Origin of the sequence: Cupriavidus pauculus, from assembly GCF_002858765.1 — a bacterium.
Taxonomy (GTDB): domain Bacteria; phylum Pseudomonadota; class Gammaproteobacteria; order Burkholderiales; family Burkholderiaceae; genus Cupriavidus; species Cupriavidus pauculus_B.
Window position 1 is genome coordinate 1 of sequence record NZ_PJRP01000007.1, and the last position, 21,037, is coordinate 21,037.

A 21,037-nucleotide genomic window follows, 5' to 3' on the forward strand; every position below is an offset into this window, starting at 1 on the left:
ATTCGCTTACCAGCGCGATCGCCCACCTCCATTATCGCGACGCCCGCATCTACCTGCTCGACACGCCGGGATATCCCGACTTCTGCGGCCTGTCGATGAGCGGCATGGCGGCGGTCGAGACCGCCGCCATCGTCATCAACGCGCAGACGGGTATCGATATGACGACGCGTCGCATGATGGCGTGGGCGCAGGCGCGCAACCTGTGCCGGATGATCATTGTCAACGGCATTGATAAGGAAAAGGTGGATCTGCCCGCGCTGCTGACCGACATTCAGGAAGCATTCGGCAAAGAATGCCTGCCCATTAATCTTCCGGCTGCGCGAGCCACCCAGGTCGTCGATTGCTTCTTCAACCCGGCGGGCGACGCCGATTTCTTGTCAGTGGCATCGGCCCATGAGGCGCTCGTCGACCAGGTCGTCGAGATGGATCCCGAACTGATGGAGTTGTATCTCGAACAAGGCCAGCAAATCGAGCCGGAACAGTTGCACGCGCCGTTCGAACGAGCACTCCGCGACGGACACCTCGTGCCGATCTGCTTCACCTCAGCAGCCAATGGCACCGGCATCGCCGAATTGCTCGAGGTGTTTGTGCGCCTGCTGCCGAACCCGACTGAGGGTAATCCGCCGCTGTTTTACCGTGAAGCGGGTGAGCGCAAGGTAACCGTTCGCGCCGAGCCGGTGCCCGACAAACATGTACTTGCGCATGTCTTCAAGATTACGATCGACCCGTACCTTGGCAAAATGGCCGTATTTCGTATCCATCAGGGCACGGTCACGCGCGACAGTCAACTCTATATCGGTGAGGGGCGGCAGCCGTTCAAGGTGGCACATCTGTTGATGCTGCAGGGCAAGGAGCGTGTCGAAGTATCGCAGGCGGGACCGGGCGATATCTGCGCCGTGGCGAAGGTCGAAGAGATCGCTTTCGATGCCGTGCTGCATGATGCCTCTGAGGACGGCAACATCCATCTGCTCCCGCTTGATTTTCCCACGCCGATCTATGGCTTGGCGATTGAGCCTGCGCGGCGGGGCAACGAGCAGCGCCTGTCGGAATTGCTGCACAAGCTCACGGCGAGCGACCCATGCCTGCGCATCGAGCATCCAGCCGGCACTAATGAAACCGTCATGCTTGGCTTGGGCGAGTTCCAACTGCGCTGTGCGCTGGAGCGCCTGACCGATCATTACAAGCTCGAGGTCGTGACCCGGCCACCGAAGATCGCCTATCGCGAAACCATCGACGGCAAGGCTGAGGGCCATCACCGCCACAAAAAGCAAACCGGGGGCGCCGGTCAGTTCGGCGAGGTGTTCCTCCGCGTCGAGCCACTGGCCCGTGGCAAGGGCTTCGAATTCGTCGACGTGGTCAAGGGCGGCGCGATTCCGGGCCAATTCATTCCCGCCGTCGAAAAGGGGATCCGCCAAGTGCTCGACAGCGGCCCACTGGCGGGCTTTCCCATGCAGGATGTACGCGTCACCGTGTTCGATGGCAAGAGCCATTCCGTCGATTCGAAGGAAGTGGCCTTCGCTGTGGCGGGGCGCAAGGCCTTCGTCGATGCTGTGCTCAAGGCAAGGCCCAGCGTACTCGAACCGATCGTGGATATCGAAGTGACGACGCCGGAAGCGGCAATGGGCGACATCATCAGTGACCTGTCGACCAAACGCGGACAGGTCCGAGGCACGCGGAGCGCCGCTGGCAACAACGTCACCGTTGTGGGACAGGTGCCGCTATCCGAGCTCAACGAATACCAATCGCGTGTGAACAGTATTACAGGCGGCCACGGTCACTACGCGATGCAATTCAGCCACTACGAGCCCGTGCCGCTCACGCAGCAGGAACAGATGGCCGCCCAGCATAAGCCGCGGGAGGACAACACACCCTGATGGGATACGTTTCTGGTCAAATATACGAGACACGCTGAGGCGCGCCTGGGACGTTCTCACTCGCTTGGCAGAAAGGGATTGGCATGTTGACTCGTCGGCGCACCGGCCGCACCCGGCAAGAACGTCGGACCGACGGGCAGCGATAGCGCACCGCGGCCGCAGGCCCTTCCCCGCCCGGCCGCGCTCCCCCGGCTGCTCTTTTTGGCGGTCAGAGCCGCTTCGCCGGTATAATTCTGGCCGCACCTATTACCCGAATTCCTGTTGTCTGAAGTGATGTCTCAAATCTGCGCGCCTGTGCCACCCGCGGCGCGAAATGAACGCGTGAGCAGCGGCATCATCACCTACCCTCCACCAGCCCGCGCCAAAAGACGGCGAACGTTCGGCTCAGGATTCGCTTCACAAGGATCCCTGCAATGCTGAAGGCAATGCTGGCTACCATGCTGGTGGCCTGTGGTCTCACCACCACGCCCGTACACGCCCAATCCGCTCACGCCCAATGGCCCACCAAACCCATCCGCCTGGTGATTCCGTTCCCGCCGGGCGGCGGCACTGATATCCTCGCCCGCCTGGTGGCCAACCAGGTGTCGCAAGACACAAAATGGACCTTTGTCCCCGACAACAAGCCGGGGGCTGGCGGCACGCTCGGCATCGCGGAAATCGTCCGTACCGCACCGACCGGCTACGAACTCGTCATGGGCCAGAAAGACAACCTGGTGGTCGCACCCTGGCTCTACAAGTCGGTGTCCTATGTGCCGGGTCGCGACCTCGTTGCAATCAGCCACGTTGCCTACACGCCGATCGCCATCGTCACGTCAGCCAACTCGCGCTTCAAGACCTTGGCCGACGTGGTAGCTGCCGCGAAGGCGCATCCGGAATCCATCAAGTATGGATCGCCCGGCAACGGGACGACCATCCATCTGGCTGCCGAGATCTTCAGCCAGGCGGCCGGCATCAAGTTGCTGCATGTTCCATACAAGGGGTCCAACGCTGCCATGTTGGACGCCATGTCAGGCAACGTCGACCTGATGGTGGCCTCCGTGCCTTCCGCGCTGGCCCAGATCAAGGCTGGTAAGCTTCGCGCGCTGGCAGTGACATCGGCCACCCGTAGCACGTCGCTCCCCAACGTGCCGACTGTCGCGGAAAGCGGCTACAAGAACGTGGATGTCAGTACGTGGTACGGCATCTTCGCGCCGGCCAAGACGCCTGCAGATGTCGTGGAACGCATTGGGACTGAGGTCAACAAGGTTCTCGCCAAGCCCGACGTCATCCGCGCTATCCACGAGCAAGGTGCCGAGCCCAAGCTCATGACATCCCGGCAGTTTTCCGATCTCGTGACATCAGAATACAAGGCTTGGAAACCCATCGTGGAGCGCTCGGGCGCCAAGCTCGAGTAAGAGCGTCTTGTCGGATCCGGAGGGCGACTTGCATACTCGCCCCCGGATTCGTGCTTCGGAGCGCCCCATCGCCAGGAACCGCGAGGGTAGACTTCTTGCTTTTGGAAAGAGTGATTGAGTCGTCGGCGTCCGATTTTGCGAAGGAGCCCGGTTTCAGGGCACGGACCGCCGCACACTATCCAGTAAAGTCACGGCGGGAGCCGACAACATCGCGTTGTACCGGGTGATAATCGCAATGGGATGTTCCACGCCCTCAGGTGGCAATGCCTTGGCAACGACGCCAAGTTCACGCACAAGCTCAGTGACATACCCCGGCAACACCGCCACACCAACGCCGGCCTTCGCAAAGCCGATGGCTGACAACACGGTGCCCACCTCCATCGCACTGGTATAAGTCAAATGCCGGCCAGCGAAGACCCGGTCGATCGTTCTGCGGGTGCTGAACGTTGGATGCAAGGAAATCTGTGGGTGCGTAGCCAGTTGCTCCCAGCTCACTGTTCTCCTGCGAGCCAGTGGGTGGTCAGCTGCGCAGACGACAAACATTCTTTCGTTGTAGAGCGGCTCTAGTGCGAGCTTGGGATGTGGACCTTCGATCGAGGTCAGCCCAAAATCGGCTTTCCCGTTAACGACATAGTCGATGGTTTCGTCGGTGGACAGTTCATGCAGGGCGATGCGAATGGCGGGATGCGCCACATGGAACGCAGCCACCGCCTTGCGCAGAATCCCTACGCAAAGCATCGGCGAGGAGGCAACGCTGACCTCGCCGGCCTCCATATTCAGCAGACTGCGCAGACTGCGCTCGGCCGCGTCCATCGTACCCAGCACCTCGCAGACATGGGCATAAAGCTGGTCGGCAAGCAGCGTCGGGATGACTTTCCGGGTCGTGCGTTCGAACAGTCGCTGCCCGACCTTCGACTCCATCTCCTGGCAAACCTTGCTCACCGCGGACTGCGTCGTATGAATGGCCTGCGATGCGGCGCTGAAGCTGCGAAGCTCATAGACGACGCGGAAAACGCGAAACTCCCGGAGCGTGAAGTTCATGGGCGAAACAGGTATAGCGGAGCAGTCGATCATACAGGACGGCTCCACCAGTCCATCACCGCGTTCTTTTCCGCTCAAGGAACCGGGTCATATACGTATCCGGCTCCGTTCCCGCGTAGCATTCACCGAACACTGCGATACTGTGCTTCAGTCCGCGCTCGATGGTTGGATCCTCCCACGCACGCAACAAGGCTTTCTGGGCGCGCACGGCCTGAGGACCGCACTCCAGAATCTCCGAGACCGTGTGCGCCACAGCGTCATCCAGGCTGCTGTTGGTCACCACCTCATGCACGAAGCCCCACTGAAGTGACCGCTCGGCGTTGATGGAAGCACCTGTCAGCAGCATCCAGCGCGTATTGCCTTCGCCAATGAGCCGCGGCAGGATGTTTGCGTGGATGACAGAGGGAATACCGATCCGGACTTCGGGCATCGCAAAGTTCGCATGCTCATCCGCGATGCGGATGTCACAAGCGGCAGCGAATTCCATCCCGCCACCCATGCACCAGCCAGAAAGGCGCGCGATGGTGGGCACCGGGAAGTCACGCACAGCCTCGCAGAGATCGTGCAGGCGGGTAATGAACGCTACGGCCGTCTCGGGGTCGAGTCGGGCCAGTTCCTTGATGTTGGCGCCGCCGATGAAGGCCTTGTCACCCGTGCCGCGCAGTACGAGCACGCGCACGTTCGGACGCCTCGCCAGGCGCCGCAGCGTGAGGGTGAGTTCAATGATGGTGTCCGAGTCCAGAATATTGAGACTGGTCCCATTGGCAATCTGCAGAGTCGCCACACCCTGCTCCGACACCTCGAGGGCCAAGTGTTTCAGATCTTCCATGGTCATAGTTTTTGTCCTTGTGTGGGTTCGCCCAGCTTCGGCGCTGGCGACGGCAAGTCATGTGCGGCGGCAGGCGAACGGAATCGCGCGGCGATCCGGCGCTGGCCCGCATCCCCGCAATCCCGCTCATCAAAGAAGCCGACGGCCCGGAGCTGGGCGTCATCGATCAGATCTTCCATGCGGTTGACGCACGCGTGAGGAACATCGGCACGCTCCAGCAGCGCGATCCATTCGTCCGTGGTACGTGTCGCCATGACGTCGGAGAGGTACCCGTAGATCCCGTCGTAGTTTTCGGCGCGGGCGGCGGCGGTCTGAAACCTCGCATCCGACTCGAAGGTCGCGAGATCCCCGATCGCCTCGAAAAAGGCACGCCAGTGCTTGTCGTTGTAGACCACAGCCGCGATATAGCCGTCGCGCGTGCGATACGGCTTGCGATGCGGCGTGAGTAATCGGCTATAGCCCATGGGGCCGGCAGCCGGCTCGAACGATGCGCCACCCAGATGGTCGCCCAGCACGAACGCCGCGATCGTCTCGAACATCGACACGCGAATGGTGTCGCCCCGCCCCGTATGCTGGCGGCCAAACAGCGCAGCGATGGTGGCATGGGCAGCCGTGAGGCCCGTTACGCGATCGGCGATCAACGTCGGCACATACTGTGGTGCACCACCGGTCTGGCGGGCAAACAGGTCCGCCAGACCGGTCTGCGCCTGGATCACATCGTCGTAGGCTGCACGGCCGTGCATCGGCCCGCCATCGGCATAGCCGGTGAGTTCCACATACACGAGGCCGGGATTCAGCCGCCGAACCGATTCGTCGTCAAGTTCAAGGCGACGCATGGCTTGCGGTCGCACGTTGTGGACCAGCACGTCGAATGTCGGCAGCATTTCCCGGAGCCTGGCGATGCTGGCCTCCTCCTTGAGGTCAAGTACGACAGACTCCTTGCCCTGATTCGCATGCAGGAACATTGCGCCCATCCCGGCAACGCGCTTGGCACCGGCGTGGCGCATGACGTCGCCCTCCGGCGGTTCGACCTTCACGACCGTGGCGCCGTAATCGGCCAGGATCTGCGTGCAAACTGGTCCCATGATCACGGAAGTCAGGTCCAGCACCCGGACACCAGCCAACGGTCCGATGGGTTGTGCTAGCGAGTCCATCACTGCTGCTCCACGCCCGCCCTGGCAGCACGGGAGGTCCAGATACCGCGCTGTGCCACGGTGAACGATGCGAAATCCCGTGTGCTGGCCGGTGCCGCCACCATACCCAGTTTGGCGAGCTTTTCCACCACCGCCGGGCGCACGACCGCCTCGTTCACGGCCTTGTTCCAGCGATCGACAATTGCCGCAGGCGTACCGGCCGGGGCGGCCAGGCCGACCCAGACGACCAGATCAAAGTTCTTGTAACCCGCTTCGGCCATCGTCGGCACGTTCGGCAGTTCCGGCAGCCGCTTGGGGCTGGTAATGGCCAAGCCATTAAGCTTGCCGCCATGGAGGAAACTCATGACCACCGAGGTATCCGCCACCATGAAGTCGATCTGGCTACCGAGCAGGTCCGTCACAGCCGGCGGCTGGCTCTTGTACGGAATGGCGTCGGCCGGCACGCTTGCCATCTGGGAATACGTAGCGGCTGCAATCTGTGCAGACCCGCTGCCGTAACCGTAGCGCAAGTGGTTCTTCTGTGCATATGCCGCCATCTCTCCGGTCGACTTATATGGAGCATCGGGGCGCGTCACTAGCACCATGGGAATGGTGGCAATGCGGGAAATATGGACAAAATCCTTGATCGGATCGTATCCGGGACGCTTGAATAGTGCCTCGATGCCGGAATGCGTCGAGCTGCTAGTCAGCAACAGCGTGTACCCATCAGCAGGTGACTTCGCCACATAGCTGGAGCCGATGATGCCGTTCGCGCCGGGACGGTTGTCTACAACGATAGTCCCCAGCGATGCCCGCACCTCCTCGGCAACGATCCGGGCGGCAGTGTCCGACGCGCTCCCTGCGGTAAACGGAACAACAAGCTTGATAGGACGGCTCGGGTATACATCGCCTTGTGCAAAGGCACTCGGGGCGATGACCGTCGCAGTCACCAGGGCGGCAATCAGGGCTTTCATGGGCGTCTCCTTGTCTGATACCCCAATCTTCAGCCCGCCAACTCATCACAACAAGCGAATTGTATTCATAGATTTATCGTGCATTGGAATAAATTGGCCGCAGGCGCAGCAAGGGGAGCGTACGCGCAGCATCAACGCCTATGTAGTGCCAGTACCAATTGCGCGCAAACGACGAGCGTCTGACTTCCAGGCATGCCCTGACTGTTGGCGCTGGCCAACCAGTGTTGTCTCATGGCTGTCCGGGCAGGCGCCCATGCGGCAGGCTGAGTCCTTACACCAGCGGCTGGACCATGCCCCTGCTAGCCCCGCGTGGCTCCAGCGCTCGCGTAGGGACGTGGGTACGCGCCCCGGCCCCTTCGAATTCGACAATGACGGCGGTGGGACTTGCAATGCGGGTAATGGTCACCAGTGCCCCCCGAAACGTCCATGTCGTCTCGATCTGATAGGGACTATTTCGGTATGCTTTGCGGCGCTGCTTACTGTTCATATCGGAAACCGCTTAGTCAACAGGCACCGCCCGGTGACGTTGCTCAGCATTTGGCGGTGGAAGGCTCGGACTTCCTCAGCTGCAGCCAAGGTTGCTAGCATTAACTCGGTCATATATTTGCTAATCAAGGACAGGAGGTACCATTCGCGCCCGCCGCAATCCAGGCGGTGCGGGTGGCTGGAGTAAAGGTAACGTTGCCTGAGAGTTCGTCCGGCTCGTAAGGTTCCTGCCCGGTTAGCTCCCACGGAAGGATCACGAGACAGCCTCCTCCGCTGCTACCTCCGAGATGGCTTGCGCCAACTCCTCCGTAACACGGATCTCCGCCCCAATGGGGGTCATCTGCGCCGTTGCCGCGAATGGTGCCGCCGATGTCGGTGAAGGATGGCGATTGCGTCGCCATAGGAAGAAGGAGGCCAGACCCGCGTGAAGGACGAGAAACGCCCAAAATAGCCCGCTCGCACCTAACCGATTCATGAGCGGCGAGATAATCAGGGGACTAATGGCCGAACCTACCGAGTTGATCAGGAGCATGCCCTGAATGACGCGTACGAGTTCGCTCGCCTCTGCACGATCGGCCGAGTGACTCACCGCCACTGGATAGATCGCAAAAATGCCGCCCCCAATGAGGAACATCAGCACTATGAGCAGAGGCGGATAACTCGGCAGGATCAGGACGGCCAGAGAAACCACTGCGCAGCCCACACTCAGCGCAAGCAGTACAGTCTGCCTGTCCTGTCTGTCGGACCACCGACCTACCGGGTATTGCAGCGCCATGGCGCCGCAAATGGCACTGGCCATCAATTGGCCAACCTGGGCAACGCTCATGCCCTCTCGTTGCAGGTAAATCGGCAATAACGTGTAGACCGCCGCGATGCCCACGCCGGATCCAAAGCTGCCGATTGCGCCTGCGGGGGTCAAGCGGACGAGATTTTGAGGCATGAGCGGTTCGGCATGCGCCACTTCTGGCCCAGTCTTCGGTAGAACGGCCATGGGCAGCACAGCCATCGATCCCAGTACGCCGGCCACCATGAACGGCACGCTCTCCGCCGCGGATCCAATGGCGCCCAGACTCATTTGCGCGAGCATGATCGAGCCGTAGAGGGCAATCATATAGATCGCCAACAACCGCCCCCTGGACTTCGTATCCCCGACAAGCAGCAGCCAACTCTCCACGACGAGGTAGATACCCACCATGGCCCAGCCGTTCACGAGGCGCAGAACGAGCCAAACCCAGGGATCGACAATCAAACCCTGGAGCAGATACGTAATCGCGACAAGGGAGGCGAAGCTGCTGTACGAGCGAATGTGGCCGATCCGCGAAATCAGGCGGTCGCTGGTCACCGCGCCTAGGGTCAGCCCAACGAAATACGCCGACGAAATGGCGCCGATCATCGTTGCGGAAACACTGGCGGCATCGAGCCGAAGAGAAGTGAGGGAAGACATGAAGCCGCTTCCCAAGCTAACAATGAACAACCCTAAAAGTGGCCCAATCGCCACCATCCAACCGCTGCGCGACACAACTTCCTCACAAAGCAAAACAAAATGCACCGCGGAGAATACCCGATGTCGGCAACTGCCTGCCTTCGCGCCATAGCTGGCGTGCGGCTCATGGTCACGGAGCGCGTCAGAATCAGCGTGGTTTTGTTGAGTCCTCCCACTTGTCGACGGGAGCTTTTGCGCTTGGCACCAGACTAGGCGCGATTGAGAGGCAACCCAGCCGCCCGATCACCCTGGGCCACCGAGCATATGTTGAACGCCATCCACGAGGTAGTCGTTGGGAACGTCTACCTGAGCGCGGCGATACATGAAACGCTGACGCAGATCCTGACGACATCCACGAAAACGTCCCCATCGCAAACTTATCAGAGTGAGAGTTCGAGGCCCGCATCTAATCGGACGCGGGCTTCAGGACGCACGACGCACTCAGAACCGACACCGATCTAAATCAACCGCGAGTCGGAACAGGGCCATCCCGACCCTGGCCGCCGGTGCTGAGCACAAGCGCTGCTAGCTCGCGAATGCGGCAACGGCCCGATTGAACGCACCTGGGTTGGCGATATTCATGCCGTGAGAGGCGCCGGCAATCGTCTGCCGCGCCGCGCCCCCGATCCATTCCTGCAGGGACTCGACCGTGTTACGAAACATGCGCGGGCTTTTCTGCCCATCGATCAGCAGCGTTCGACACTGAATATCACCGGCGCCTTCGCGGGTGTAGGCAGGCAACGGGTCGCGCAGCTGCTTCGGAAGGGTGAGCGCATTATCGAGGGCCATCCCACGGAAGCTCTGCGAACTCTTGTTCCAGAAACCGGGCATGGTTACCGAGTCGACAAACAGCGTCAATCCGCCATCAAATTCGCCTTGCTCGATCAGCTCTGACGCTTTCGCTCGCAGTGCATGAACGGAAGGTGACAGGCTGCCGACCGATGCATGCGGCGTTGCCTGCAACGGGCCGCCTGGATCGGCGAGCGTGAGCGTCCTCACCAGATGGGGATAGTCGCGTGCCAGATGAAATGCAATACAGCCACCACGCGAGTGGCCAACCAGATGCACTGCCCCCCGGCCCAACGCCTCGATGAATTCCGCGACTTCGACAACATGGGCCTGCCAACTGAAGCCGCCGCGACCGAATGCATCGATTTCCGGCCAATAGTGGCCCAGGCTGGGAGCGAAGCAGTGGAAGCGCTCCGACAGCGTAGCGAGCTGCGGCTCCCAATAGCGGTAGTCGCACAGCGACCCGTGTACGAATACCATCGGCTCGCCGCTCCCCGCTTCTACATAGGGCACGGAGGTGCCCGAGCCTGTGCCGATAAAAGACGGTTGTGGCCAGGCAGCGGCTAAAGCCAGCGTAGTGAGGGGCGCTCGTGCATTCATGTGTGATTCCTTTGCCGAGACTGTGCTTGACGACGGTCAAAAAGAAAACCGAATAATATTGATGAAATCCATCAGCCATCCTGATAGGTCCGCATGGGCGATGCGGAGGCGCGCAGAGATGACGGCCAGCCGAGCACTTGTTTCACCTCGTTGCAGTGCTTTATAGATCACCTTCAATCAGGGATTTCAAACGGATTGGGATGTTGTCCGCGTAGTGGCTACGCCCGTTTGGTAGGGTCGCGGCGCCGATCGCCTTGCCCCGGAACGGAAGCGTGGCGTCACCTATAAATAGGCATACCGATCGCTCAAGACATCGTCATGCATAGCGAATGCCCCATGATCCTGTTCGGGGCCTTTGATCGCCACAATTTTGGCGACCTCCTGCTGCCACACGTCATGGCGCACAGGCTCGCATCCCGTCAGCTGAGGTATGCCGGTCTGGTGCAACGCGACCTGCGGGGCGACGGCGGCCATCGGGTCGAGGCCATCACGCGCCTCAACGCGGCCATGGGCGACAGCGCTGTCGACATCCTCCACGTCGGCGGTGAAATCCTGACCTGCAGTGCCTGGGAGGCGGCCGTAATGCTATTGCCGACAGAGCCGGCGCGATCCGTCGTCGCCCAGCTTGACGCACAACTGCAAGAGCGGACGGCCTGGGCACAGGCATTGCTGGGGCTCACCGATCGAGCACCCTATCTGCTCCCGGCGCAACTGTTTGCCAATGCCCGGCACGTCGCCTACCAGGCCGTGGGCGGCTTCGATCTCGACCGCATTGAGCCGGCGATGCGCGGCGAAGTTGTCGCGAAGCTCAAATCGGCCACGCACATCAGTGTCCGGGATCAACAAACTCACGCAATATTGTCCGCTTGTGGCATCGCCAGCGATCTCACACCCGACCCGGCCGTAATGGTGGCCGAATTGTTCGGCGCGCATATTGAGGGGCGATGCCGTCGCGGCAAGCTGGCTGGCTTGTTGTCCGCATTTCCGGGTGGCTATCTCGCGATGCAGTTCGCTGCGGAATTCGGCGACGACCAGACGCTCATGCAGTTGGCCTCGCAGATCCAGCGCATCACCCAGTCCACAGGTCTCGGCTTAGTGCTCTTCCGCGCAGGCGCGGCACCGTGGCATGACGATCTGTCCAGCTACCGGCGGCTTGTCGCGTTGGGGAACGGCGCATCGATCGCACTGTTTACCTCACTTAACCTATGGGATATCTGCGCAGTCATCGCGCGCAGCCGTGGTTTTATCGGGAGCAGTCTGCATGGCAGCATCGTCGCGGCCGCCTACGCCCTGCCGTGCCTTGGACTACTGCGGCCAGGGCAGTTGCCGCAGACCTCGAAGCAAGCCGCCTTCTGGTCGACCTGGAGCCCTGGCGGCCTGCCTGCGGCCGTCCCGATCGAGGCATTGGCCGACAGGATGCGCCAGGCCATGGCAACCGATCCCGTCGAACGTGCGAAGCTGGCCAAGGGGCTAGTCAACGCCTGTCGGCCGAGCTTTTTCAGGTAGCCCTTAGATAGAAAACAGCCTACGGGAGTGAACTTGACTAACCCGGACCTACCCGATAGTCGCCTTGCACCCGCAAAGGCTGCCCACCTCATGGCTGCGCAGGCAAGCCCATGCGACGAGCTGGTCATCCGCACGCAGCCTACTGCGGTTGACCGGCCTTGCCGGCGCAAGCGCCTAGCACTCGCCGCGACTATCCTTGGCTCGAGCATGGCGTTCATCGACGGCTCCGTGGTCAACGTCGCGCTGCCCACGGTACAAAGCGAACTCGGCGCGAGCATCGCCGATATGCAGTGGATCGTGAACGCCTATCTGCTATTCCTCGGATCTTTGGTACTGGTCGGCGGTTCGATGGGCGACAAGCTCGGTCGTCGCACGGTCTTCATTGCTGGCATCGGGGTCTTCACACTGGCGTCGGTCGCCTGTGGGCTCGCGCCGAATGCGAGTTCGCTGATCGCTGCGCGCATCTGGCAGGGTATTGGCGCGGCGCTTTTCGTACCGAGTAGTCTAGCGATCATCGGTGCCATATACGAAGGCGAGGCGCGCGGACGGGCAATCGGCACATGGTCGGCTGTCGGGGCGATCACGTCGGCGGTGGGCCCGGTGGTGGGCGGCTGGCTCGTCGATACCTTGTCGTGGCGTGCGATATTTTTCTTGAACGCCCCACTTGCGGCGGCAACGATCGCGCTGGCGATGTCGTCCGTGCCGAACAGCCACAAACTCGATGCGCCACGCACACTGGACTGGTCCGGCGCATTCACGGCGACAGCGGGGCTCGCCTCCCTGGCCTATGGCCTGACCGAAGCGTCAGCACGCGGCTTCACAGATTGGACCGTACTGAGCACACTTGGCGCTGGCGTGCTCGTGCTGGCTGCATTCGTGAAAATCGAAGCAGACAGCCGTCACCCCATGATGCCGCTCGACATCTTTCGCTCGCGCGATTTTGTCGGCGCAAACCTTGTCACGCTGCTGCTCTACTTCGGCCTTGGCGGCGCACTGTTCTTCCTGCCGTTCACGCTGATACGCGCACATGCCTATACGGCAACCGAAGCCGGCGCAGCGATGCTCCCGGTTCCGGTCATTATCGGCCTGTTCTCCCGCTTCACCGGTGGCCTGGCCAACCGCTTCGGCGCGAGGGTCCTGTTGAGCGCTGGCCCGTGCGTTGCGGGATTTGGATTCGCGATGCTCGCACTTCCGCTCGTGCACGGCAGCTATTGGATCGGATTCTTCCCGGCGTTGGTCGTGCTCGGCGCCGGCATGACGATCACCGTCGCACCACTCACAGCAACTGTCATGGAGTCCGTACCGAGCGAGCACGTGGGCGTTGCGTCCGGGATTAACAACGCTGTTGCCCGTGTGGCGGGCCTGTTGGCAATCGCGGTGCTCGGCATCGTGTTCGTGTGGTCGCATCAGGCGGCCGTGTCGCCACGGCTCGACGCACTCCATGTTCCTCTGGGTGCCCGCCAGGCAGGCGCGTTACTGGAGCCGACCGCACATGCCGGGGCGTTGGCGGGCGGCACCCGTACATCACCGCGCCCCCCCATTGCCACGGCCGATGCCGAAGCCATCGACTACGCGCTGCGCGCCGTCGCGCTAGTTTGCGCCCTGTGTGCATTTGCGGGAGCGGGTTTTGCGGTAGCCACCATCCGGCCGCGCAAGTGACCCGCTTCCTGCCCCGGACGACGGCAGACCGCCTCACATTGCGGTCAACGCACGTATACCGTCTCCCACGATCGGCTTGCGAAGGCACGCTCCCATCCGCCTTCCGCCTCCGCCGACGTGCGAGACGCGACACTGTTTTTTCCAATGGCCTTGAGCAGTCACCAAAACGCGCACCGCACATACCGCGCGGTGCCAGGTGACGCTACCAGCTCGAGTGCCTCTAAACAGGATCAATTTGAATCCAAACATCACTCCGTTCACCGTTTCGGTGTACCCCACTCAAGGTTGACGTGGCACGGGCGGATGCTGGCGTCCTCACGGTCCGCCACGCGCCATCGAAAATCGATACGCCACAAACTCAGGATATGGCAATGATCGAGTCGATGCTGGCGCGTTACGGCAGCCCCGAATTCAGCATTTAGTAGTCACTGCTTCGCACTTAAGTCATACGCCCAGGTCGGAAGGCACTGTCATGGCCTGCGCGTGCGAACTCCCGCACCTACCGGCCGGAGTTCACCGTCCCAAGGCACTGCCTCCAAATCCAGTACGGCTTCGCCTTCGCTGGTCTTCTCGTAGAGACGGTCGCGGATTGCCTGTCCAATCGCCAAACGGCACAACGCCTCGGAGTTGGAGGCAAACGCGCCCTGAAGCGACGCTGGCTCGGTCGACACCCCGAATGACCGCCTGCCCTCACCGACGAAGCTGGTGAAATTGACGCCCGACGGCTGGCCCGCGTCGACAAAGCTGACGGCAACATGGTAAGCAATCCCGGTGCCTGCGCCCGGAAGCTTGCACAGGAAATTGGATGATGCGGCGCCGCTGTTCATGCCTGAACTCCTCGCAAGTGGCCGATGATTGTTTGTCCAAATATGACGGGCAACGCTGCTAGAGCAAAGTCACTGGCGACTGCTCCATACGGCCCGTTGCAACTATTCACATCCATCACACGCTCTTCGCGTCTTTATCAGATCTGATGCTCACTCTACTCCGCTTTTGAGGCCACGGAAGCCTATCGTTACCCCGAAGATGTCGCATCGTGATCGGAGATAGCTCGGGCGCGGCCGCGCGCGCTCGACCCTTAGAGGATTCACCATAGCGATGTTTCGGGGGCGGCGGACTTGTCACCTATCCATGCTGCGACCGGTCGCCGTCAGTTTTCGCACATCTCGCGGTTTGCGACGGTGGCGCGATCTGGTGCTAACGTGAAACAAAGGGCAGCGATCAGCCACGCAGGTCCTGACGACGCCCGCGCCGGCTTTGCGCTGCGAGCCTACGGCGTCCGCGCTATCCTTCCCGGCCTGTAGGCAGCCTGTAGGCCGAGGCTTGCCGTACACCGGGTCAAATCGCGGTATTCCAATGACCTACAGCTCTCCCAGGCGCGCCACCGTCAGGTCCACTAACGCCCGCAAGCGCGCCAGCCGGCGCAGATCGCGGTGAACGCCAAACCAGACATCTCGCCCTGGCGGCGCTTCGCCCAGATCGATGCGGCATAGATCGGGGGTCGCATCGCCCAACGCGCACGGCAGCACGGCGAAGCCACCGCCCTCTGCGCACATGCGCGCCTGCACGCCACGGTTGTTACTGCGATAAGCGATGCGTGCTTTGGGTAGCATTCGGGCGACCCATGCCACGTCGGGAAGCATGCCGAAAGCCGTATCCATACTGATCAGAGCGGCGCCCTGGCCATCGCCTACGCGGGGCGCCACCCGGTCTCGATGCCCGTACAACGCATATGGCATGTGCATCAGTTTGCGCTGAATGACGTCGGGCTCCTCGAACGGCGTGATGCGAAATGCCAGCTCCGCCTCGCGACGGGCCAGGCTGTACTGGCGAGAATCCGTCACCAGTTCCAGCGACACGTCGGGATGCTGCTTGAGGAAAGACGCGAAGACCGGGGTCAACACGTGCATCCCGAACCAGTCGGACGACGTCACGCGCAGCGAACCTGTCAGTGAATTGCCCCTCCCCGCCAACACCCGGGAAAGACTGAGGGCTTCCTCCTCCATGCGCTCCGCATAGCCCAGGACGGCGCTGCCTTCATTGGTCAGTACCAAACCATCACTGGTCCTATGAAAAAGGGGCTGTCCCACGGCCTGCTCTAAAGCTTTAAGCCGTCGACCCATCGTCGGTTGTGTCTGACCAATCACCCGCGCCGCCCCGCCAAGCGTTCCGGCCCTCGCGATCGCGAGGAAGATGCGGAGATCGCTCCACTCCAGTCTGATGTCATACATATTTGATTACCCAATATTCACATTTGTTGATTTCCATGCGTTTTCGCATACGCCATCATGATTCCAATGACGAGCGCAACGCAAGTTTGTCAGTCGACAACCAAATGGAATCAGGAGATGACAATGTCCATGCAAGCTCTGGTGTTGAATCACTACAACGGCCCCCTCGAACTCTCCACGCTCCCCAAGCCCGAGCCAGGACCCGGGCAAGTGCTCGTCCGCATCGCCGCAAGCGGCCTCAATCCGCTCGATACCAAGATCCGGGCGGGCGCAGCGGCGCATGCACGGCATCCGCTGCCACTTGTGCTTGGCATTGATATGGCTGGCACGGTCGAAGCGGTCGGCGCAGGCGTCACTGCGTTTCGCCCCGGCGACGACGTCTACGGTATGACCGGCGGCGTGGCCGGCATGCAGGGTTCGCTCGCCCAGTACGCCGCAGTCGACGTCGACCTTTTGGCTCTGAAGCCGTCGAACCTGTCAATGCGCGACGCCGCGGCACTGCCGTTGGCTTTCATTACGGCCTATGCCGGTATCGTCGATCGCGCCCACCTGCGGGCCGGCCAGACCGTCCTCGTTCAGGGCGGAGCCGGCGGCGTGGGCCATATCGCGGTGCAACTGGCACGCGCGCTGGGCGCCACGGTGTTCGCCACCGCCAGTGAAAAGAATCTTGACCTGGTGAGCGAACTTGGGGGAACGCCCATTGACTACCGCGCGCACTCCGTCGACGCATATGTCGCCGCGCATACCCAGGGCGAAGGCTTCGATCTAGTTGTCGACTCGGTCGGCGGCCCCACGCTGGATGCATCGTTTGCCGCGGTAAAGCACTTCGGCCACGTCGTCAGCGCGCTCGGCTGGGGGACGCATGCGCTGGCTCCGCTGTCGTTCCGCGAAGCCACCTACTCCGGTGTGTTCACACTGTATCCGCTGCTGACCGGGAATCTGCGCGCGCATCATGGCGAGATGATGCGCGAGGCCACGCGATTGGTGGAGAGCCATCTGTTGCGTCCGGTGGTCGATCCGCGCCGCTTTTCACTGGCGCAGGCAGAGGAGGCATACGAAATCGTCAGCGCAGGCACCGCACGCGCCAAAGTGATCGTAGAGATCGAGTAACGGCCTGCAAGCCACTGGGGCAGCCTGAATGAGGGCTGCGTGACGTCCAGAACGAATCCAGAAAAGACATCGCCAGCGAATTGCTGACGGGCCGCCCCCAGTAAATCGGCTGTAGCGGCGTCCGCGCACAACTATGAGCCGCGCGCCCCGCCGATAAATTGCATATCGATCAAAGACCCGCGGCACTATCGACATACGGTATTCGTACTTAGTCATACACCCGGCATTGGTTACGCTGAGAGACTCCTTCGTGAAGAACCTCAACTACAGTCATGTCCCAACGCACCGGTCAATTAAGCCTGGGGGCCTTCCTCTATCCTTCCGGGCATCACATCGCCGCATGGCGGCATCCCGAAGCACAGGCCGACGGCGGCACGGACCTGCGCTTCTATACTGACCTTGCCCGTGCGGCGGAAGCGGCAAAGTTTGACCTGATCTTCCTGGCCGACGGCGTCGGGACCCGCGGCGACAATGTCGAATTCCTCAGCCGGGTGGCACACAACTACCAAGCGCAATTCGAGCCGATCACCTTGCTATCGGCGTTATCGGTCGTTACAGAACGCATCGGACTGGTGGCCACGGCGTCGACGTCTTTCAACGAGCCGTATCACATCGCACGCAAGTTCGCTTCGCTCGACCACTTGTCCAGCGGCCGAGCTGGCTGGAACGTAGTCACCACTGGCAACGACCACGAAGCGCGCAACTTCAACCGCGACGACAATTTGCTGCACGCCGATCGTTACGCGCGCGCCACCGAGTTCGTGGATGTGGTGGCGGGCCTGTGGGACAGCTGGGAAGACGATGCCTTCGTGCGCGACAAGTCAGCGGGCCTCTACTTCGAGCGCAACAAGCGGCACGTCCTGCATCACAAGGGCGAGCATTTTCAGGTGCGCGGGCCGCTCAATGTCTCGCGGCCGCCGCAGGGGCACCCGGTAGTAGTGCAGGCGGGGTCGTCCGAAGCCGGCAAAGAACTGGCCGCGCGCTGCGGCGAGGTTGTATTCACCGCGCAGCAAACGCTGGACGAAGCGGTCGCGTTCTATGCCGACCTGAAGTCGCGGCTCGCGCGCCATGGCCGCACGGCCGACGACCTCAAGATCATGCCTGGCGTGTTCCCGGTAGTGGGTGCCTCGGAAACCGAGGCACAGGAGAAATTCGAGCAGTTGCAGGCGCTGATCGATCCCGTAGTGGGGCTGACGCTCGTGTCCAACCTGACCGGCGGCTTCGACTTGTCCGCCTATCCGCTGGACGGCCCGATTCCAGACCTGCCTGAAACCAACGGCACGAAGAGCCGTCAGCGGCTAGTGGTGGATCTGGCCCGCCGCGAGAACCTGACAATCCGTCAACTCTACCAGCGTGTTGCCGGCGCGCGTGGTCATTGGCAACTGGTGGGCACCGCAACACAGATCGCAGACCAGCTCGAAGAGCGGTTCCGGCACTATGGCGCGGACGGCTACAACATCATGGCACCGTTCCTGCCGGGTGGCTTGCACGACTTTATCCGTTTGGTGCTACCAGAACTGCGTCGACGGGGCCTGTTCCGCACCGAATACACGGGCACGACGCTGCGCGACCACCTTGGCCTGAAGCGGCCACCACACCCCGCAACTATCGCACCACAGCCGCCCGAGGCTGCCGCTGCCTGACACCTCGCACACCGGAGACGAACAATGCCTATCGAACTGTATGGGACCCTGTACCCGCGCCTGTTCTCGGAAGTGATCCCAGCAGAAGGCCCCGCCTTCGACACGGCACACATCGAGCAGCGTGCCGAGGAGCATGAAGCTGCGGATTTCGATGGGGTGCTGTTGCCGCACAACTCCGGCTGGGCCGACAACATCCTGACGACGGCCCGCGCCGCAGGTGTCACGAAGCGCTTGAAGTTCCTGTTGGCGCATCGACCGGGATTCATCTCTCCCACGCTCGCGGCCCGCAAGCTCGCCACGCTTGACCACTACACCGGTGGACGACTGCGCGTCCATATCATCACGGGCGGTCGGAATGCCGAGCAACGGCGCGACGGCGACTATCTCGAGCATGATGACCGTTACGCCCGCACCGACGAATACCTGGAGATCCTCCGCAACGTCTGGACGAAGCGCGAACCGTTTAGTCACCACGGCACGCACTACCGCTTCGAGAACGCATTCTCCGAACTCAAGCCACTGCAGGCAGGCGGCATTCCCATTTCGTTCGGTGGCGCCTCGGCGCCTGCCATCGACGTTGCGGCCCGACGCGCCGACATCTTCGCGCTGTGGGGCGAATCGCTCGATGGTGCGCGGGAATTGACCGACAGCGTGCGGGCCGCAGCGCGCCCGTTAGGTCGCCGTCCAACGTTCAGCATCTCCATTCGTGTGATTCTCGGCGCGACAGAGGACGAGGCATGGCAACGTGCGCGCGAGATCGAACACAAAACCCGGGAAGTAGGTCTCTGGAGTCCCGCCTCGCGCGTCTTCGGCGGCCACACGCCGCCCGCCAGCGCAGAGAACGAAGGCTCGCGTCGTCTGCTTCGTCAGGTGGCCCAAGGCGACGTGCTGGATCAACGGCTGTTCATGGGCGTGGCAAAGGCGACCAACGCCCCTGGCAATACGACCGCCATCGTCGGCACCGCGCCACAGGTGGCCGAATCCTTGCTGGAGTACTACCGCGCCGGCATCAGTGGCTTCCTGTTCCGCGGCTTTGATCCACGTTCGGATGCCGTCGAGTTCGGGCGCGAGCTGATTCCATTGCTGCGCGAAGGTGCGCGCCAGATCGACGTGCAGCAGCAGGGCCACGCCGCCTGAGGCAAGACGCCAGCTTCGCAATCCGCCCCGCTTATCACCTGAGCGGCTAACGACATGACGAATCGGCAGTTCCGGCCCCACGTGTATCGCCCTACGATGACCGGTCTGCCTCGTGCATCCATTTCTTCTTGCGCCCATCCGGACCGTCATGCATTTCCCTTTTTTTTCCGCGCCCCTGCGCGCCGCGCTTGCAGCACTCGCGGTGCTCCATGTCACCACCGCGCCGGCATCGGCCCAGCAACCCTTCCCGTCGAAGCCGATCAACTACGTAGTGCCCTACACGCCAGGCGGCACCAATGACAACGTCGCGCGGATCATCTCAAAGCGGCTGGCCGAGAAAGCTGGCCAGCCGGTGGTCATCGAGTACAAGGCCGGCGCGGGCGGCACGCTCGGCGCCGGCTTCGTGGCGGCATCGCCGGCGGATGGTTACACGCTACTCAACACCTCCATCGGCAACCTGGCCATCGCGCCGCAGTTGATGACCGTGAAGTTCGATCCGTTCCACGACCTCGTGCCGGTCGCCTACATCGGTAACTCGCTGGCAACGGTCGCCATCAATCCGTCGCTGCCGATCCGGACGTTGCCGGAACTGATTGCCTACGCACGCGCTAACCCCGGCAAGCTCACGTTTGCCAGTTCGGGGAACGGCACGCCCGGACATCTGGCAGGCGAACTGCTCAAGCGCCTGGCTGGCATCGACATTCGGCACGTGCCTTACAAAGGCAGTGCGCCGGCTGTGGCCGACGTGGTAGCCGGCCATGTGGATCTGGTGTTCGATCCACTCAGCACGCAGTTCATCAAGCAGGGCAAGCTGCGTGCGCTCGCCTATTTTGGCGGCGCACGTTCGCCGGACCTGCCGAACGTGCCGAGCATTCGTGATGCAGGCATCAAGAGCTGGGAAGACTCCCTGGCCGGCGCATTCTTCATCACCGCGCCGCGCAACGTGCCGCCGGAGGTGCTGGCAAAGCTGCGCCAGTGGATCGGCGAGATTCTGGCCGAACCAGACACCGTGGCCGCACTGAGCCGCGTGCAGGTCGACGTGCAGACCCTGACGGCCGAGCAGACGTCACAGCGCATCCGCCAAGTGCACGAAATTGCCGCGCGCGTGGTCAAGGACAGCACCGTGCAGGGCAACTGAGCGGCGGCAA

Annotated in this window: 16 protein-coding genes; 8 read left to right on the forward strand and 8 right to left on the reverse strand. The window is 62.0% G+C overall.

Features of this window, described 5'->3' with window-relative positions; genetic code table 11:
* Window positions 1-1,874, forward strand: a 1,874-nt coding sequence (fusA, locus tag CYJ10_RS15900; RefSeq protein WP_101682470.1) for an elongation factor G, incomplete at its 5' end; no start/stop codon positions are given.
* Window positions 1,875-2,287: 413 nt separating this feature from the next.
* On the forward strand, window positions 2,288-3,268 hold the full coding sequence (locus tag CYJ10_RS15905; protein ID WP_101682471.1) for a Bug family tripartite tricarboxylate transporter substrate binding protein: 981 nt from the start codon (window positions 2,288-2,290) through the stop codon (window positions 3,266-3,268).
* Between the two features lie 153 nt (window positions 3,269-3,421).
* On the opposite strand, the gene CYJ10_RS15910 is transcribed toward CYJ10_RS15905, so the two are convergent.
* The 6 genes from CYJ10_RS15910 to CYJ10_RS15940 form a co-directional block, all read right to left on the reverse strand.
* Complete coding sequence (locus CYJ10_RS15910; RefSeq protein WP_101682698.1) at window positions 3,422-4,309, reverse strand: LysR family transcriptional regulator; 888 nt, start codon at window positions 4,307-4,309, stop codon at window positions 3,422-3,424.
* A 55-nt stretch (window positions 4,310-4,364) separates the two neighbouring features.
* Window positions 4,365-5,138, reverse strand: coding sequence for an enoyl-CoA hydratase (locus CYJ10_RS15915; RefSeq protein ID WP_101682699.1), 774 nt, complete (start codon window positions 5,136-5,138; stop codon window positions 4,365-4,367).
* 2 nt (window positions 5,139-5,140) lie between these two features.
* Window positions 5,141-6,292, reverse strand: a complete 1,152-nt coding sequence (locus tag CYJ10_RS15920) for a CaiB/BaiF CoA transferase family protein (protein WP_101682472.1) — start codon at window positions 6,290-6,292, stop codon at window positions 5,141-5,143.
* Window positions 6,292-7,245 carry a Bug family tripartite tricarboxylate transporter substrate binding protein gene (locus CYJ10_RS15925; protein WP_101682473.1) on the reverse strand — a complete coding sequence of 318 codons (954 nt, stop codon included), beginning with the start codon at window positions 7,243-7,245 and terminating at the stop codon, window positions 6,292-6,294. Before CYJ10_RS15925 ends, CYJ10_RS15920 begins: the two co-directional genes overlap by 1 nt.
* A gap of 739 nt (window positions 7,246-7,984) precedes the next feature.
* On the reverse strand, window positions 7,985-9,232 hold the full coding sequence (locus CYJ10_RS15935) for an MFS transporter (protein ID WP_101682475.1): 1,248 nt from the start codon (window positions 9,230-9,232) through the stop codon (window positions 7,985-7,987).
* Window positions 9,233-9,739: 507 nt separating this feature from the next.
* Window positions 9,740-10,603, reverse strand: coding sequence for an alpha/beta fold hydrolase (locus tag CYJ10_RS15940; RefSeq protein WP_101682476.1), 864 nt, complete (start codon window positions 10,601-10,603; stop codon window positions 9,740-9,742).
* Window positions 10,604-10,939: 336 nt separating this feature from the next.
* On the opposite strand from CYJ10_RS15940, the gene CYJ10_RS15945 reads away from it, so the two are divergent.
* On the forward strand, window positions 10,940-12,109 hold the full coding sequence (locus CYJ10_RS15945) for a polysaccharide pyruvyl transferase family protein (RefSeq protein ID WP_257993362.1): 1,170 nt from the start codon (window positions 10,940-10,942) through the stop codon (window positions 12,107-12,109).
* A 90-nt stretch (window positions 12,110-12,199) separates the two neighbouring features.
* Entirely contained in the window at window positions 12,200-13,768 is a 1,569-nt protein-coding gene (locus CYJ10_RS15950; RefSeq protein ID WP_101682478.1) for an MFS transporter, read from the forward strand.
* Window positions 13,769-14,238: 470 nt separating this feature from the next.
* Here CYJ10_RS15950 and CYJ10_RS15960 read toward each other — a convergent pair whose 3' ends face one another.
* Both CYJ10_RS15960 and CYJ10_RS15965 read right to left on the reverse strand, forming a co-directional pair.
* Window positions 14,239-14,595, reverse strand: a complete 357-nt coding sequence (locus CYJ10_RS15960; protein ID WP_101682479.1) for a hypothetical protein — start codon at window positions 14,593-14,595, stop codon at window positions 14,239-14,241.
* Window positions 14,596-15,129: 534 nt separating this feature from the next.
* A complete protein-coding gene (locus CYJ10_RS15965) occupies window positions 15,130-15,999 on the reverse strand; it encodes a LysR family transcriptional regulator (protein ID WP_101682480.1) in 870 nt (289 codons plus the stop codon).
* A gap of 123 nt (window positions 16,000-16,122) precedes the next feature.
* Between CYJ10_RS15965 and CYJ10_RS15970 the strand changes: the two genes are divergently transcribed.
* The 4 genes from CYJ10_RS15970 (at window position 16,123) to CYJ10_RS15985 (ending at window position 21,027) form a co-directional block, all read left to right on the forward strand.
* Window positions 16,123-17,109 carry a zinc-dependent alcohol dehydrogenase family protein gene (locus CYJ10_RS15970; RefSeq protein WP_101682481.1) on the forward strand — a complete coding sequence of 329 codons (987 nt, stop codon included), beginning with the start codon at window positions 16,123-16,125 and terminating at the stop codon, window positions 17,107-17,109.
* Between the two features lie 272 nt (window positions 17,110-17,381).
* Window positions 17,382-18,752 (forward strand): LLM class flavin-dependent oxidoreductase, encoded by a 1,371-nt coding sequence (locus tag CYJ10_RS15975; RefSeq protein WP_101682482.1) that lies wholly within the window; start codon window positions 17,382-17,384, stop codon window positions 18,750-18,752.
* Between the two features lie 24 nt (window positions 18,753-18,776).
* The gene (locus tag CYJ10_RS15980; protein ID WP_101682483.1) at window positions 18,777-19,889 is read left to right on the forward strand and encodes an LLM class flavin-dependent oxidoreductase; all 1,113 of its coding nucleotides are present in this window, start codon (window positions 18,777-18,779) and stop codon (window positions 19,887-19,889) included.
* A 148-nt stretch (window positions 19,890-20,037) separates the two neighbouring features.
* Window positions 20,038-21,027, forward strand: coding sequence for a Bug family tripartite tricarboxylate transporter substrate binding protein (locus CYJ10_RS15985; RefSeq protein ID WP_180862952.1), 990 nt, complete (start codon window positions 20,038-20,040; stop codon window positions 21,025-21,027).
* Window positions 21,028-21,037 lie beyond the last annotated feature (10 nt).

Coding starts and splice junctions, on each gene's coding strand:
- CYJ10_RS15915 (WP_101682699.1), bottom strand. CDS start 5,138: ATGGAAGATCTGAAACACTTGGCCCTCGAGGTGTCGGAGCAGGGTGTG.
- CYJ10_RS15985 (WP_180862952.1), top strand. CDS start 20,038: ATGCATTTCCCTTTTTTTTCCGCGCCCCTGCGCGCCGCGCTTGCAGCA.
- CYJ10_RS15945 (WP_257993362.1), top strand. CDS start 10,940: ATGATCCTGTTCGGGGCCTTTGATCGCCACAATTTTGGCGACCTCCTG.
- CYJ10_RS15910 (WP_101682698.1), bottom strand. CDS start 4,309: ATGAACTTCACGCTCCGGGAGTTTCGCGTTTTCCGCGTCGTCTATGAG.
- CYJ10_RS15975 (WP_101682482.1), top strand. CDS start 17,382: ATGTCCCAACGCACCGGTCAATTAAGCCTGGGGGCCTTCCTCTATCCT.
- CYJ10_RS15980 (WP_101682483.1), top strand. CDS start 18,777: ATGCCTATCGAACTGTATGGGACCCTGTACCCGCGCCTGTTCTCGGAA.
- CYJ10_RS15970 (WP_101682481.1), top strand. CDS start 16,123: ATGTCCATGCAAGCTCTGGTGTTGAATCACTACAACGGCCCCCTCGAA.
- CYJ10_RS15960 (WP_101682479.1), bottom strand. CDS start 14,595: ATGAACAGCGGCGCCGCATCATCCAATTTCCTGTGCAAGCTTCCGGGC.
- CYJ10_RS15965 (WP_101682480.1), bottom strand. CDS start 15,999: ATGTATGACATCAGACTGGAGTGGAGCGATCTCCGCATCTTCCTCGCG.
- CYJ10_RS15935 (WP_101682475.1), bottom strand. CDS start 9,232: ATGGTGGCGATTGGGCCACTTTTAGGGTTGTTCATTGTTAGCTTGGGA.
- CYJ10_RS15940 (WP_101682476.1), bottom strand. CDS start 10,603: ATGAATGCACGAGCGCCCCTCACTACGCTGGCTTTAGCCGCTGCCTGG.
- CYJ10_RS15925 (WP_101682473.1), bottom strand. CDS start 7,245: ATGAAAGCCCTGATTGCCGCCCTGGTGACTGCGACGGTCATCGCCCCG.
- CYJ10_RS15905 (WP_101682471.1), top strand. CDS start 2,288: ATGCTGAAGGCAATGCTGGCTACCATGCTGGTGGCCTGTGGTCTCACC.
- CYJ10_RS15950 (WP_101682478.1), top strand. CDS start 12,200: ATGGCTGCGCAGGCAAGCCCATGCGACGAGCTGGTCATCCGCACGCAG.
- CYJ10_RS15920 (WP_101682472.1), bottom strand. CDS start 6,292: ATGGACTCGCTAGCACAACCCATCGGACCGTTGGCTGGTGTCCGGGTG.